Genomic DNA, 13,471 nt, shown 5'->3' with positions numbered 1-13,471 from the left:
TCAGTACGCGCTTACTGCACGGCGACCTCATGCAGCCAGCACCAGCCCTGCATGAACGTGCCTGCTCGATTGGGGGAGTTGTATTTCCGGTAAAAAAACTTCGTATCGGCATTGGGAAAGGCATTGCAGTCGACGCGGTTGGCGACCTTCAGGTGCAAGAAGAACAGATGGAACGCAATCAGTGAGGTCTGCATGCGATTGTCGTAGCTGATTCTTCTTCTGGCGTCGGCGTTGGGTTTTTCAACGGCCAAAGCGGCTGAGGTTGCATGTCCGCCGGATGTTTATTCGGCTGAGTATGAGGACTATCTGCGTGAATTCATCAGTGCACGGGGGTTTGCGATTGAGCCCCTGGTGTATGGACGGGCTGAAGACATCACTCGCCTTTCATCCAAATTTTCCGAGCTGTCCATAGGGCGGGGAGTCGTGTTTGTGTTGTCCGATTTGAGCCTCAGCACGTTCTACGTCGCTGATTGCGACACATGTGGCCCGGCCTCCTATCAAGCGCTTATGGCGCAATGCGCGGCAAAGTTGGGAACGCGTTGCATCGAATTTGCCGTGGTGATTGATGGGACGGCGCAGTGTCTGCTCATTCCAAGGCCGGAGATCTGACTACGATTCGATTTCCCCTGCGGAGCCAATCCAGGCGAAGCTGATGTGTTTCTGGCGCTTTCTTTCCTGGTCCAAGCACCTTTGATCGTTCCACCTCGGAGATTCACCGCATGAGCAAGATCGCTTTTATCGGCCTGGGCAACATGGGCGGCCCGATGGCCGCCAATCTGATCAAGGCCGGGCACCAGCTGCGCGTCTTCGATCTGGTGCCCGCCGCGCTGGACGCCGCGTCCGCCGCCGGCGCGCATGCCGCCAGCTCCGTGCACGACACCCTGACCGATGCCGAGATCGTGATCTCGATGCTGCCGGCCAGCCGGCACGTGGAAGGCTTGTATCTGGGCGAGGCCGGCATCCTGGCGAAGATTCCTGCCGGTGCCCTGGTCATCGACTGCAGCACCATCGCGCCGGTCACCGCACGCAAGGTCGCCTCTGCAGCGCAGGCGCGTGGCTTGGCGATGCTGGATGCACCGGTTTCCGGCGGCACCGCAGGTGCGGCGGCCGGCACGTTGACCTTTATCGTCGGTGGCGACGCTGATGTGCTGGAGCGCGCGCGGCCGGCACTGCAGGCGATGGGCAAGAATATTTTCCACGTGGGCGACAACGGCGCCGGCCAGGTCGCCAAGCTGTGCAACAACATGGCGCTGGGCGTGATCATGGCCGCCACCGGCGAAGCGCTTGCGCTTGGCGTTGCGCAAGGTCTGGACCCGGCCGTGCTCTCGCAGATGATGGCAGTGAGTACCGGGCGCAGCTGGGCGACCGAGGTCTGCAATCCGTGGCCCGGTGTGCTGCCGAACGCACCGGCATCGCGCGGCTACAGCGGCGGCTTCGGCAACGATTTGATGCTCAAGGATCTGGGGTTGGTTGCCGAATCCGCCGTGCAGGCCGGCGTGTCGATCCCGCTCGGTGAGCTGGCGCGCAACCTCTATGCGATGAACAGCCAGGCCGGCAATGGCGCCCTGGATTTTTCCAGTGTGGTCAAGTTGGTGGCCAAGGTATAAGCGGCGACCAGAATGGCCGCGCCCGTCGACAGGCGGGCGTGGCAGGTGCACTGGCTGTGCTCCACATCTAACGTGCTGCTCGTTCTGCGTCGACGCCAGTCTGTGCAGTGCTCGGCAACTGTTGCCGGCAAGGCTCAGGGGCGGTGCATCCAAGTCCCGACGTTATGGGGCGTACTGGCGTACAGCAGGGTGATCGGCGCGCGATGGCATGCTCGGGCCCGTAAGCGCGTAATGTGATCTCATCACGCACAGGTGTAATAGTCTCCGCCATCGCGTGCGCCTAAGGTGCGCGCATTGCACGAGGCCACCGCATCCATGGGACACGACCACAACCACGCACCCAGCGAAATCCGCCACGAGACACCGCTATGGTGGGCGCTGGGACTCACCGCCACCTTTCTGCTGGCGGAAGTCGTCGGTGCGTTCATCACCAACAGCCTGGCGCTGCTGTCCGACGCCGCGCATATGGCCACCGATACCGTGGGCCTGATGATCGCGCTGCTTGCCGTGCGCCTGAGCCGTCGCCCCGCCGATGCGCGGCGCACCTACGGCTATGTGCGTCTGGAAGCGCTCGGCGCGCTGGCCAATGGTGCGCTGTTGTTCGCAGTCGGCGCTTATATCCTGTGGGAAGCGGCGCAACGCTTTCGCGCGCCGCAGGATATTTCTTCCAGCGGCATGCTGCTGATCGCCGGTTTCGGGCTGGTGATCAACCTGATCGCGATGAAGCTGTTGCATGCCGGCAGCGGCGAGAGCCTCAACGTCAAGGGCGCCTATCTGGAAGTCTGGAGCGACATGCTCGGCTCGGTGGCGGTGATCATCGGCGCGCTGCTGATCCGCTGGACTGGCTGGCAATGGATCGACCCGGTGCTGGCCGTACTGATCGGCCTGTGGGTGCTGCCACGCACCTGGGTGCTGCTGCGCGAAGCGATCAACGTGCTGCTGGAAGGCGTGCCCAAAGGCATCGCCCTGGCCCAGGTGCAGCAAGCGCTGACCAGCTATCCCGGCGTCGAAGACGTCCACGACCTGCATGTCTGGGCATTGGCGTCCAGCACGCCCGCGCTTACCGCGCACGTGGTGGTCAGCGAGGCCACCGACCGCGACCGCCTGCGCGATGCCCTCGCCGAGCTGTTGCACGCGCGCTTCGAGATCAACCACGTCACCTTGCAGGTGGAAAGCGGCGACTGCGGTACCGAGCCCTGTGGCACGGCACCGGCCGCGCAAGCCTCTGCGAATGACGATCATCGTGGTCACGCGCATTCGCATGGGCACCATCATCCGTAATGACGCAGCGAGGCACATCAAAAAGGCCGCAGTAGCGGCCTTTTTGATAGTCGGAGAGTCGTCTGACTACACCACCGGCTCCCGCAACAACGGCGAATCCCAACCCGGACGCGGGGCAAAACGTCCGCCGTATCGTGCGTGCAGGGTCTGCAGGCGCTCCAGCAGTGCGTCGGCGCCGACACTGCGGATGTGCTGGATCGGGCCGCCGCGGAACGGGGCAAAGCCGGTGCCGAAGATCACGCCGGCATCGAGCAGATCCGCATCGGCCACCACGCCATCGTGCAGGCAGGCCACCGCTTCGTTGAGCAGCGGCAGGATCAGGCGGTCTTCCAGGTCCGCCGGCAGCGCATAGCCGCTGGCGACCTCGGGTTTGACCGCGCGCCCGTTTTCCCACTTGTACAGGCCCTGGCCGTCCTTCTTGCCGCGCTTGCCCGGCTCCACGGTGGCCAGCGCGGCAGGAATCGGCAGATGCAGGAAGGGGGCGAGCTCCGCGCCGACGCCTGCAGCGACATCCAGTCCCACGGTGTCGATCAGTTCGATCGGCCCCATCGGCATACCGAATTTGACTGCAGTCTTGTCCAGCACCGGGCCCGGTACGCCTTCGGCATAGGCGGTGGCCGCTTCGAGCAGATACGGGAACAGCACGCGATTGACCAGGAAGCCCGGCGTGCCGGCCACCGGTACCGGGAACTTGTCCAGCGCCTTGCAGAACGCCGCCAGGCGCGCGACGTTGGCCGCATCCAGCCCGTCGTGCTGCACGATTTCCACCAGCGGCATCATCGCCACCGGGTTGAAATAGTGCAGGCCGGCGAACTGCGCCGGGCGCTGGATGTGACCACGCAGCTCGGTCAACGGAATCGACGAGGTATTGGTGGTCAGCAACGCGTCGGGCTTGAGCTGCGGCTCGATCGACTGATACAGGTCGCGCTTGGCCTGCGGGTTCTCGACGATCGCTTCGATCACCAGATCCGCCTGCGCCACGCCCGCACCGGCCAGATCGCCCCGCAGGCGCGCGGCCACCGCCGGCCGCTTGGCCTCGTCCTTGACGCGCTTGTCGAACAGCTCGCCACCACGCGCCAATGCGGTATCGATGAAGCGCTGCTCGCGGTCCTGCAGCGTGACCTCGAAGCCCTTGTAGGCCGACCAGGCGGCGATATCGCCACCCATCACGCCGGCGCCGATCACGTGCACATGGCGGATCGGAGCCAGCGCCGCAGCGCCAGCGTCCTTGCCGCCCAGCGCTTTCAACCGCTCGGTGAGGAAGAAGATGCGGATCAGGTTGCGCGCGGTCGGCGTACTGGCAAGTTTGACCACCGCCTTGCGCTCGGCCGCCAGGCGCGCCTGGATGCCGCTGCCGCCGGCGCGTTCCCATACGTCGATCAAGGCGTAGGGCGCCGGGTAATGCTCCTTGCGCGCCTTGCGTGCCACCTGCTTGCGCATCTGCGGCGCCAGCAGCTTGCGCGCGAGCACGGTGTTGGTGGCCCATGCGGTGGCGCGTTGCTTGAACGGGCGCTTGGTGCCCGTCAATGCCAATGCCGCAGCGACATCGACCAGCACCGCAGGCGCTGCGATCTTGTCGATCAGGCCCATCGCGCGTGCGGCCTTGGCCGACACCGTGCGGCCGGTCAGCATCAGATCCATCGCTGCCGGCGCGCCGATCAGGCGCGGCAAGCGGGCGCTGCCGCCCCAGCCGGGAAAGATGCCCAGCTTGGTTTCCGGCAGGCCGATGCGCGTGCTGCCATCGTCGGAGGCCACGCGGTACCGGCAGGCCAGCGCGATCTCGGTGCCGCCGCCCATGCAGAAGCCGTGGATCGCCGCGACCGTGGGGCAGGGCAGCTCGGCCAGCTTCTGAAAGACGCTCTGGCCACGATGGATCGCATCGTTGACCGTGCCCTTGCGGTCGAAGTCCTGGAATTCCTTCAGGTCGGCGCCGGCAATGAAGCCGTTGGCCTTGGCCGAGCGCAGCACCACGCCCTTGGGCGGGTCCAGCGCCAGGCGCTCGACCAGTGCGCCCAGTTCGAGCAGCACCTCCTGCGAAAACGCGTTGACCGGTGCGCCCTGGCGATCAAGGCTGAGCACGACCACGCCGTCCTCGCGCAGGTCGGCCTGCCAATGGCTGAATCGGAGCCCGTCGAAACCTGGAAGCATGCGTCTGGCCGTCCGGAGATATAAGGAAAGATCGTTATCATCCAGAGGTTGTTTCCTTCACGTCAAATACCCATACCTGTCGGCAAGGCGGCGTGTGCGTCGTGCAAGGCGTCGCCAGCGGCCTCGCGGTACCGCTAGCTTGATGTGTGACGGCCGTGCGGATCGGTATGAACTTTTCTTTTCATTGGTGGTCTTATTGCCCGACTTCGGTGGGCTGACAGGAGTGCGGCCCGACATGGCCGAAGTCGATACACCTCAGGAGCTGGACCTGGAACTGGTCCGGCGCGTGCAGCGCGGCGAAAGCGCAGCGTTCGATGTGCTGGTGCGCAAATACCAGCATCGGATCGTTGCGTTGATCGGGCGCTACATCGCCGACTGGAGCGAATGCCAGGACGTGGCCCAGGACACTTTTGTACGTGCGTATCGTGCGATCAACAGTTTCCGCGGCGACTCCCAGTTCTATACGTGGCTGCACCGCATTGCCGTGAACACTGCCAAGAACCATCTGGTTGCGCACAACCGCAGGCCGCCCACCGACGACATCGAGATCAGCGATGCCGAGCAGTTCGAGGGTGCGACCCGGTTGCGCGACACCGATACACCGGAGCGTGAACTGATGCGACAGGAGCTGGAACAAACGGTGATGCGTGCGGTCCAAGCGCTACCGGAAGAACTTCGGTCGGCCATCACCCTGCGCGAGGTGGAAGGGCTGAGCTATGAGGACATCGCGCGAAAGATGGATTGCCCGATCGGAACGGTGCGCTCGCGCATCTTCCGGGCGCGCGAGGCCATCGACATCGAGCTGCGGCCTCTGCTGGAGACCGAAAGCGCTACCCGTGAGCGACACCGTGTATGAGCGATAACCCTGTCATGTCCACCACCGACAAGTTCGAACGTCATTACCGGCAGCAGTTGTCTGCGCTGGTGGATGGCGAATTGAACGCCGACGAATCGCGTTTTTTGCTGCGTCGTCTGGCCCACGACGAAGAATTGGCCGGGTGCCACGAGCGCTGGCAGTTGTGCGGCGATGTGTTGCGCGGCGCAGCCAGTGCGCCGGCACCTCTGGATTTCGCCGCGCGCGTGCGCAGCGCCATCGCCGATGAGCCAGCGCCGCAGGCACAGCCGGCACCGCGCTCGGCCGCACGCTGGCGTTGGGGCGGCGGCGCGGCGATTGCCGCGTCGGTCGCCGCAATCGCCCTGTTCATGGCGCGCGAGCGCTTGCCCGACGCCGCGTCGCCTGTCTCCGAAACGCCGGTGTACGCAACCGCAGCGCAACTGCCTTCGGCGGCGCAGACAGCAGCACCGGCGGCGCCGAAGGGTCCAGTTGCGCCCGGCCCGGCGTCGCCCGATGAGGCTGTCGCGCTCGCTGCGGCAGTGCCGGCTGCAGCGCTGGCATCCACCCGCCGTGGCGCGGCGACGCGCAATCAGCAGGTGGCGCGCAGTGCGGCGTCGCGTCAGCAGCAGGCCCCGACCCGCATGGTGGCGTCGGCTGCTCCAGCGGCGGAGGCCTCCAGGCCGGCGACGCCATCCAATCCGTTCACGCACCCGGACGCCACGCTGCAGGCACGGCCCTGGCCGCGCGCTGCCTTGTCCGGAGCTGCCGACAGTCCGCTCAACGCCAGTTTCCGGCAGGGTGGCCAAGGCCCGGCGTTCTACCCGTTCGAGCCCGCCCCCCAGGCGGTCGCCCGCCCGGCGCCCAATGCGTCGCTGCCAGTGCAGCCGCCGCAAGACTGATCCCGACGCCGGTCTTCATCCGTTCGGCGTCCTTCCTCCCGTTATCGTGCCGGACCCCTGCAGTGGCAGGGGCTTGGCTCCTGTCGCCCTGCCATCGGAGGCAACCTGATGAACCAACGCATCCGCACCCAGATGTTCGGCCTGATCGCCATGACCCTGCCGTTGGCCGCCTGCGCGCAGCAGTCCGCGCCCGCCGCCAAGGACGCCGCGCCGATCGCCGCCAATCGCAGCGCCACGCCGGCACCACAACTGGTGGCGGGCCTGCCGGATTTCACCAATCTGGTCGAACAGGTCGGCCCGGGCGTGGTCAATATCGAAACCACCATCACCCGCAAGGATGCGATGGCGCGTTCGGCGCGTGGCGGGCGCGGCCAGGGTGGCATGCCCGGTCAGGGCGGCATGCCGGACGACGAGCAGATGCCGGAGTTCTTCAAGCGCTTCTTCGGCCCGGATTTCCAGATGCCGGGCGGCCCGCGGCAGGGGCCTGGACAGGGAGGTGGCGATGACGATGGCGGCATCGCCGGCAAGTCGATGGGCTCGGGCTTCATCATTTCCGCCGACGGCTATGTGCTGACCAATCACCACGTGGTCGATGGCGCCAGCGAGGTCACCGTGAAGTTGACCGACCGCCGCGAGTTCAAGGCCAAGGTGGTCGGTAGCGACGAGCAGTTCGACGTGGCACTGCTGAAGATCGACGCCAAGGGCCTGCCGACGGTGCGGATCGGCGATTCCAACACGCTCAAGCCGGGCCAGTGGGTGGTGGCGATCGGTTCGCCGTTCGGGCTGGATCACTCGGTCACCGCCGGCATCGTCAGCGCCACCGGGCGCAGCAATCCGTATGCGGACCAGCGCTACGTGCCGTTCATCCAGACCGACGTGGCGATCAACCAGGGCAACTCCGGCGGCCCCTTGCTCAACACGCGCGGCGAGGTGGTCGGCATCAATTCGCAGATCTTTTCCGCCTCGGGCGGCTACATGGGGATCAGCTTTGCGATCCCGATCGACCTAGCCTTCAGCGCGGCCGAGCAGATCAAGGCAACCGGCCATGTGAGTCGCGGCATGCTGGGCGTGCAGGTCGGCCCGATCGATGCGCTCAAGGCGCAGGGCCTGGGGCTGCCGGATACGCGCGGCGCGCTGGTCAACGACATCCCTGCCGGTAGCCCGGCGGGCAAGGCCGGGATCGAGGTGGGCGATGTGATCCGCGCGGTCAACGGCAAGCCGATCGATGTCGCCAGCGATCTGCCGCCGATGATCGGGCTGATGGCGCCGGGTACCAAGGTCAATCTGGACGTCCTGCGCGAGGGCAAGCAACGCAAGGTGGCAGTCACCCTGGCACCGCTGGACAACCCGGCCGGCAACGCCGCGCCGCGCACCGCTGCCGACGACAGCAAGCCCAGCGCGCCGGCCAGCGTGGCACTGCTCGGTCTGCAGGTGGCCGATCTCACCGCTGCCGAGCGCAGTCGCCTGGGCCTGGAAGCAGGCGAGGGCGTGCGCATCGCCGCGGTCACCGGTGCAGCGGCACGCAGCACCCAACCGCCATTGTCGCCCGGCCTGATCATCGCCCGCGTCGGTCGCACCAAGGTCGGCAGCGTCGCCGAACTCAACCGTGCCTTGTCCAGCTACAAGCAGGGCGACGTGGTCATGCTGCTGGTCACCGACGGCAAGGCGACCAGTTATGTGGCGCTGAAGGCCGGCGGCTAATTGAGGCAATGGAGAATCGGGAATCGGGAATGGCGAGAGCGGCTCCGCGAGGTGATAGATCGCTGGCTTTTGCGATTCCCGAATCCCGATTCCCCAATCCCCGGCCCCAAAGGGGCCGGCCGTGCGATAATGCTGCGTTACCCTGACGACGGCACCGCCGGCGCCCACCTCAATGTCCTCTGATTCAATGCGGAACATCCGCAACTTCTCCATCATTGCCCACGTCGATCACGGGAAATCCACCCTGGCCGACCGGATCATCCAGCTGTGCGGCGGCCTTCAGGCGCGCGAGATGGAGGCCCAGGTGCTCGACTCCAATCCGATCGAGCGCGAACGCGGCATCACCATCAAGGCGCAGTCGGTGTCCCTGCCGTATACGGCCAAGGACGGGCAGGTCTACCAGCTGAACTTCATCGACACCCCCGGGCATGTGGACTTCTCCTACGAAGTCAGCCGCTCGCTGGCCGCGTGCGAAGGCGCGCTGCTGGTGGTGGATGCCGCCCAGGGCGTGGAAGCGCAATCGGTCGCCAACTGCTACACCGCCGTCGAGCAAGGCCTGGAAGTGGTACCGGTGCTCAACAAGATCGACCTGCCTACCGCCGACATCGAGCGCGCCAAGGCCGAGATCGAGGCGGTGATCGGCATCGATGCCGAAGACGCGGTGGCGGTCAGCGCCAAGACCGGCTTCAACGTCGATCTGGTGCTGGAAGCGATCGTGCAACGGATTCCGCCGCCGAAGCCGCGCGATACCGACAAGCTGCAGGCGCTGATCATCGATTCCTGGTTCGACAACTACCTGGGCGTGGTGTCGCTGGTGCGCGTGATGCAGGGCGAGATCAAGCCGGGCAGCAAGATCCTGGTGATGTCCACCGGTCGCACCCATCTGGTCGACAAGGTTGGCGTGTTCACGCCCAAGCGCAAGGAACTTGCTGCGCTGGGCGCGGGTGAAGTGGGCTGGATCAACGCCTCGATCAAGGACGTGCACGGCGCGCCGGTCGGCGACACGCTGACCCTGGCCGCCGACCCGGCGCCGCATGCGCTGCCCGGTTTCCAGGAAATGCAGCCGCGCGTGTTCGCCGGCCTGTTCCCGGTCGATGCCGAGGATTACCCGGACCTGCGCGAAGCCTTGGACAAGCTGCGCCTGAACGATGCGGCGCTGCGTTTCGAGCCGGAAAGTTCCGAGGCGATGGGCTTCGGCTTCCGCTGCGGCTTCCTGGGCATGCTGCACATGGAGATCGTGCAGGAGCGCCTGGAGCGCGAGTACAACCTCAACCTGATCTCGACCGCACCGACCGTGGTCTACGAGGTGCTCAAGACCGACGGCAGCATCATCCCGATGGACAACCCGTCCAAGCTGCCGCCGCTCAACAACGTCGAAGAGATCCGCGAGCCGATCATCCGCGCCAATATCCTCACCCCGCCGGATTACGTCGGCAACATCATCACCTTGTGCGAAGAAAAACGCGGCAGCCAGATCGGCATCAACTACCTGGGTAGCCAGGTGCAGATCAGCTACGAGTTGCCGATGGCCGAGGTGGTGCTGGATTTCTTCGACAAGCTCAAGTCGGTTTCGCGCGGTTACGCCTCGCTGGACTATCACTTCCTGCGTTTCGATGCCGGCCCGTTCGTGCGTGTGGACACGCTGATCAACGGCGACAAGGTCGATGCACTGAGCATCATCGTGCACCGCAGCTACGCCGACCGGCGCGGCCGCGAACTGTGCGAGAAGATGAAGGAACTGATCCCGCGGCAGATGTTCGACGTGGCGATCCAGGCCGCCGTGGGCTCGCAGATCATCTCGCGCTCCACGGTCAAGGCGATGCGCAAGAACGTGTTGGCCAAATGCTATGGTGGCGACGTTTCGCGCAAGAAAAAGCTGCTGGAAAAGCAGAAAGAGGGCAAGAAGCGCATGAAGCAGGTCGGCCGCGTGGAGATTCCGCAGGAAGCCTTCCTGGCGGTCTTGCAGATGGATAAGTAGCCGGGATTCGGGAATCGTGATTCGGGATTGGCAATGACTCGCCGGCCCTGAGTTTGTGCGAATCCCCAATCTCCAATCCCGAATCCCGTTCCGAAGGAACCGCAATGAAATGGTTTGAAATCGTCCTGGTTGTCTTGACCCTGGGCACCGGCTTCATCTGGCTGCTAGACAAGCTGTTTCTGGCCAAGCGCCGCGCGGCACGCGCCGGGCTGCTGGACAGCGAGCCGGCGATCATCGATTACTCGCGTGCGTTCTTTCCGGTGCTGGCGGTGGTGTTGATCCTGCGCAGTTTCGTGGCCGAGCCGTACAAGATTCCGTCCAGTTCGATGATGCCCAATCTGTTGATCGGCGATTTCATCCTGGTCAACAAGTTCGCGTACGGCTTCCGTCTGCCGATCACCAATACCAAGTTCATTGCGACCAGCGAGCCCAAGCGTGGCGACGTGGTGGTGTTCAAGCCGCCGCATGCGCCGGATCAGAACTGGATCAAGCGCGTGGTGGGCCTGCCGGGCGACAAGATCGGTTTCCACGGCGATACGCTCTACATCAACGACAAGCCGATGCGGTATACGGTCAAGGGCGAGTACATCGGCAAGGGCAAGGGGTCGGAGATGACCGGCACCACCTTGCTGGTCGAGGATCTGCCGGGCCGTACCCACACCGTGCTGGAATGGATCGACCGCAACATGCCGGCCGGACAGGGCGACTGGACCGTGCCGGCGGACAGCTATTTCGTGATGGGGGATAATCGCGACAATAGCGAAGACAGCCGTTTCTGGACCCAGACGCACTTCCTGCCGGAGGCCAATCTGCGCGGCAAGGCGTTCCTGATCTGGCTCAATTGCGAAGGGTGGTTCTGCAAGGGGAGTTTCGATCCGTCGCGGATCGGGACCGGAATCCAGTAATGCACGCACGGCGTGCCGGGGGAAGCACAATGAAGCGCAAGCAAAGCGGCATGACGTTGACGTCGTTCGTGGTGGTGCTGGCGGTGGTGGGGTTCGGCCTGTACATCGGGATGAAGCTGTTTCCGATGTATCAGGAATACTATTCGGTGCGCACGGCCATGAAAGGCCTGGCCAAGGAACCCGATAGCGCCAACATGGATCCGTCCAAGCTGCAGGATCTGTTCTTTCGTCGGCTGTACATCAACTACTCGGAAAACGTCAAAAAAGAAGACGTCAAGTTCGAGCGCGTTGACGGTGGTTGGCGCATGAAGGTCAATTACGAAGTGCGCCGCGAGTTGATCGGCAATCTGGATATTGTCGGTAAGTTCGAGACCTCTCAGGACATGACGGGGCGTGGTGGGCAATAGAACCTTCCAGCGTGGCGATCCGATCGGGCATGCGTTCGCCGATCCGGGTCTGCTCGCCCAGGCGCTGCGACATCGCAGCGCCGGGACACCGCATAACGAACGACTGGAATTCCTTGGCGACGGCATCGTGAATTTGCTGATCGCCGAGGCGCTGTATCAGCGCTGGCCCAAGGCCGACGAAGGCGCACTGACCCGCGCGCGCGCCGAGTTGGTGCGCGAAGGCGCGCTGGCCGTCATCGGTCGCACCCTCAATCTGGGCGAGCGGCTGACGCTCGGTCCGGGCGAATTGAAATCCGGTGGCCACCGCCGCGATTCGATCCTGGCCGATGCCGTCGAGGCGATCGTCGCGGCGATCTATCTGGACTGCGGTTTCGAGCGCTGCCGCGCGGTGGTGCTGCCGTGGTTCGAGCCCTCGCTGGCCGCGCTGCCGGTGGGCAAGGCAGAAAAAGACCCCAAGACCCGGCTGCAGGAATGGCTGCAGGCGCGGCAACTGCCGCTGCCCAATTACGCGCTGATCAGTGAGAGCGGCGACGAACATGCCAAGCAGTTCCATGTCGCCTGCATTCTGGAGCAGCCTGTCGCCCGCGCCGAAGGTCAGGGCACCTCGCGTCGCCTCGCCGAACAACAGGCAGCGACTCTTGTCATCGCACAACTGGATTCAACTACGTGAGCGAAACCTCTTCCCCCCATCGCAGCGGCAGCATTGCCGTGATCGGACGGCCCAACGTGGGCAAGTCCACCTTGACCAATGCCCTGGTCGGCGCAAAGGTCAGCATCGTGTCCAACCGGCCGCAGACCACGCGCCATCGTTTGTTGGGCATTGCCACCTTCCCGGAAGGCCAACTGGCGCTGGTCGATACGCCCGGACTGCACCGCGAGCAGAAGCGCGCGATGAACCGGGTGATGAATCGCGCCGCACGCGGCTCGCTGGAAGGCGTGGATGCGGCGGTGCTGGTGATCGAGGCCGGCCGTTGGGACGAGGAAGACACGCTGGCCTTCAAGGTCCTGAGCGACGCCAAGGTGCCGGTAGTGCTGGTGGTCAACAAGGTCGACCGGCTCAAGGACAAGACCGCGCTGTTTCCGTTCCTGGCCCAGGTCAGCGAGGGGCGCGCGTTCGCGGCGGTGCATCCGGTGTCCGCGCTCAAGCGCAAGGGCCTGGAGGCGCTGGTCGGCGACCTGCTCAAGCTGGTGCCCGAAGCCGAGGCGATGTTCGGCGAGGACGAGATCACCGATCGCAGTCAGCGCTTTCTGGCCGGCGAGTTGGTGCGTGAGCAGCTCATGCGCCAGCTGGGCGAGGAACTGCCGTATGCCACCACCGTGGAGATCGAGCGCTTTGCCGAAGATGGCGCGCTGCTGCGCATCGGCGCGGTGATCTGGGTCGAGCGCGAAGGCCAGAAGGCGATCGTGATCGGCAAGGGCGGCACGCGTTTGAAGGACATCGGCGGCAAGGCGCGCCTGCAGATGGAGCGGCTGTTCGGCGCCAAGGTGTTCCTGGAAACCTGGGTGCGCGTGCGCGAAGGCTGGTCCGACGACGAGGCCGCGCTGAAGGCGTTCGGGTACGAGTAAGGCGCCCTGGCCGTTGCTGGGCTCAGCATAGGGCTGATGACGTGCCGGCAGCCTGCGGATGCGATCGCGTAAGCCAGCAATGGCGTGGAGCTGCGATGCAAGCGATGTCTCGATGGACCGTCTCCCGTCTCGGCAGTGCGCTCG

At 64.9% G+C, this 13,471-nt stretch carries 13 protein-coding genes; 11 read left to right on the top strand and 2 right to left on the bottom strand.

The genetic code is table 11. The annotated features are described in order from the left end of the window. Positions 1–11: 11 nt before the first annotated feature. Positions 12–194 carry a hypothetical protein gene (locus GGR61_RS02140; RefSeq protein ID WP_184620303.1) on the bottom strand — a complete coding sequence of 61 codons (183 nt, stop codon included), beginning with the start codon at positions 192–194 and terminating at the stop codon, positions 12–14. A 37-nt stretch (positions 195–231) separates the two neighbouring features. On the opposite strand from GGR61_RS02140, the gene GGR61_RS02135 reads away from it, so the two are divergent. The 3 genes from GGR61_RS02135 to GGR61_RS02125 all read left to right on the top strand — a co-directional run bounded on the left by GGR61_RS02135 (position 232) and on the right by GGR61_RS02125 (position 2,888). Continuing rightward, on the top strand, positions 232–609 hold the full coding sequence (locus GGR61_RS02135; RefSeq protein ID WP_184620302.1) for a hypothetical protein: 378 nt from the start codon (positions 232–234) through the stop codon (positions 607–609). A 110-nt stretch (positions 610–719) separates the two neighbouring features. After that, positions 720–1,607 carry a 3-hydroxyisobutyrate dehydrogenase gene (gene mmsB / locus GGR61_RS02130; RefSeq protein WP_184620301.1) on the top strand — a complete coding sequence of 296 codons (888 nt, stop codon included), beginning with the start codon at positions 720–722 and terminating at the stop codon, positions 1,605–1,607. 315 nt (positions 1,608–1,922) lie between these two features. Next, a complete protein-coding gene (locus tag GGR61_RS02125) occupies positions 1,923–2,888 on the top strand; it encodes a cation diffusion facilitator family transporter (RefSeq protein ID WP_184620300.1) in 966 nt (321 codons plus the stop codon). A 66-nt stretch (positions 2,889–2,954) separates the two neighbouring features. On the opposite strand, the gene GGR61_RS02120 is transcribed toward GGR61_RS02125, so the two are convergent. Continuing rightward, entirely contained in the window at positions 2,955–5,036 is a 2,082-nt protein-coding gene (locus tag GGR61_RS02120) for a 3-hydroxyacyl-CoA dehydrogenase NAD-binding domain-containing protein (RefSeq protein ID WP_184620299.1), read from the bottom strand. A 235-nt stretch (positions 5,037–5,271) separates the two neighbouring features. On the opposite strand from GGR61_RS02120, the gene rpoE reads away from it, so the two are divergent. From rpoE to era, 8 genes are all read left to right on the top strand, one after another. Continuing rightward, the gene (gene rpoE / locus GGR61_RS02115; protein ID WP_184406304.1) at positions 5,272–5,892 is read left to right on the top strand and encodes an RNA polymerase sigma factor RpoE; all 621 of its coding nucleotides are present in this window, start codon (positions 5,272–5,274) and stop codon (positions 5,890–5,892) included. Continuing rightward, positions 5,889–6,770 carry a sigma-E factor negative regulatory protein gene (locus GGR61_RS02110; RefSeq protein WP_184620298.1) on the top strand — a complete coding sequence of 294 codons (882 nt, stop codon included), beginning with the start codon at positions 5,889–5,891 and terminating at the stop codon, positions 6,768–6,770. The genes rpoE and GGR61_RS02110 overlap by 4 nt, the downstream gene beginning before the upstream one ends. A 108-nt stretch (positions 6,771–6,878) precedes the next feature. Further along, a complete protein-coding gene (locus GGR61_RS02105) occupies positions 6,879–8,471 on the top strand; it encodes a DegQ family serine endoprotease (protein WP_184620297.1) in 1,593 nt (530 codons plus the stop codon). Between the two features lie 187 nt (positions 8,472–8,658). Further along, positions 8,659–10,449 carry a translation elongation factor 4 gene (gene lepA / locus GGR61_RS02100; RefSeq protein ID WP_184406305.1) on the top strand — a complete coding sequence of 597 codons (1,791 nt, stop codon included), beginning with the start codon at positions 8,659–8,661 and terminating at the stop codon, positions 10,447–10,449. A 104-nt stretch (positions 10,450–10,553) separates the two neighbouring features. Further along, positions 10,554–11,354: a signal peptidase I gene (lepB, locus tag GGR61_RS02095; RefSeq protein ID WP_184405721.1), complete on the top strand. Its 801-nt coding sequence runs from the start codon at positions 10,554–10,556 to the stop codon at positions 11,352–11,354. Continuing rightward, entirely contained in the window at positions 11,354–11,761 is a 408-nt protein-coding gene (locus GGR61_RS02090) for a DUF4845 domain-containing protein (protein WP_184405724.1), read from the top strand. Before lepB ends, GGR61_RS02090 begins: the two co-directional genes overlap by 1 nt. Continuing rightward, a complete protein-coding gene (rnc, locus tag GGR61_RS02085) occupies positions 11,751–12,431 on the top strand; it encodes a ribonuclease III (RefSeq protein ID WP_184406306.1) in 681 nt (226 codons plus the stop codon). The genes GGR61_RS02090 and rnc overlap by 11 nt, the downstream gene beginning before the upstream one ends. Next, entirely contained in the window at positions 12,428–13,327 is a 900-nt protein-coding gene (gene era, locus GGR61_RS02080) for a GTPase Era (RefSeq protein ID WP_184405726.1), read from the top strand. The genes rnc and era overlap by 4 nt, the downstream gene beginning before the upstream one ends. Positions 13,328–13,471 lie beyond the last annotated feature (144 nt).

The sequence above is a fragment of the Xanthomonas sp. 3058 genome (assembly GCF_014199765.1).
Classification (GTDB): Bacteria; Pseudomonadota; Gammaproteobacteria; order Xanthomonadales; family Xanthomonadaceae; genus Xanthomonas; species Xanthomonas campestris_B.
The sequence above is the reverse complement of the archived record's forward strand: the minus strand, read 5'-3'. Positions and strand labels throughout refer to the sequence as shown.

What these genes read in the sequence shown, in the direction of transcription:
- GGR61_RS02140 (WP_184620303.1), bottom strand. Translation starts at nt 194, where the DNA reads ATGCAGACCTCACTGATTGCGTTCCATCTGTTCTTCTTGCACCTGAAG.
- mmsB (WP_184620301.1), top strand. Translation starts at nt 720, where the DNA reads ATGAGCAAGATCGCTTTTATCGGCCTGGGCAACATGGGCGGCCCGATG.
- GGR61_RS02125 (WP_184620300.1), top strand. Translation starts at nt 1,923, where the DNA reads ATGGGACACGACCACAACCACGCACCCAGCGAAATCCGCCACGAGACA.
- GGR61_RS02120 (WP_184620299.1), bottom strand. Translation starts at nt 5,036, where the DNA reads ATGCTTCCAGGTTTCGACGGGCTCCGATTCAGCCATTGGCAGGCCGAC.
- rpoE (WP_184406304.1), top strand. Translation starts at nt 5,272, where the DNA reads ATGGCCGAAGTCGATACACCTCAGGAGCTGGACCTGGAACTGGTCCGG.
- GGR61_RS02110 (WP_184620298.1), top strand. Translation starts at nt 5,889, where the DNA reads ATGAGCGATAACCCTGTCATGTCCACCACCGACAAGTTCGAACGTCAT.
- GGR61_RS02105 (WP_184620297.1), top strand. Translation starts at nt 6,879, where the DNA reads ATGAACCAACGCATCCGCACCCAGATGTTCGGCCTGATCGCCATGACC.
- lepA (WP_184406305.1), top strand. Translation starts at nt 8,659, where the DNA reads ATGCGGAACATCCGCAACTTCTCCATCATTGCCCACGTCGATCACGGG.
- lepB (WP_184405721.1), top strand. Translation starts at nt 10,554, where the DNA reads ATGAAATGGTTTGAAATCGTCCTGGTTGTCTTGACCCTGGGCACCGGC.
- GGR61_RS02090 (WP_184405724.1), top strand. Translation starts at nt 11,354, where the DNA reads ATGCACGCACGGCGTGCCGGGGGAAGCACAATGAAGCGCAAGCAAAGC.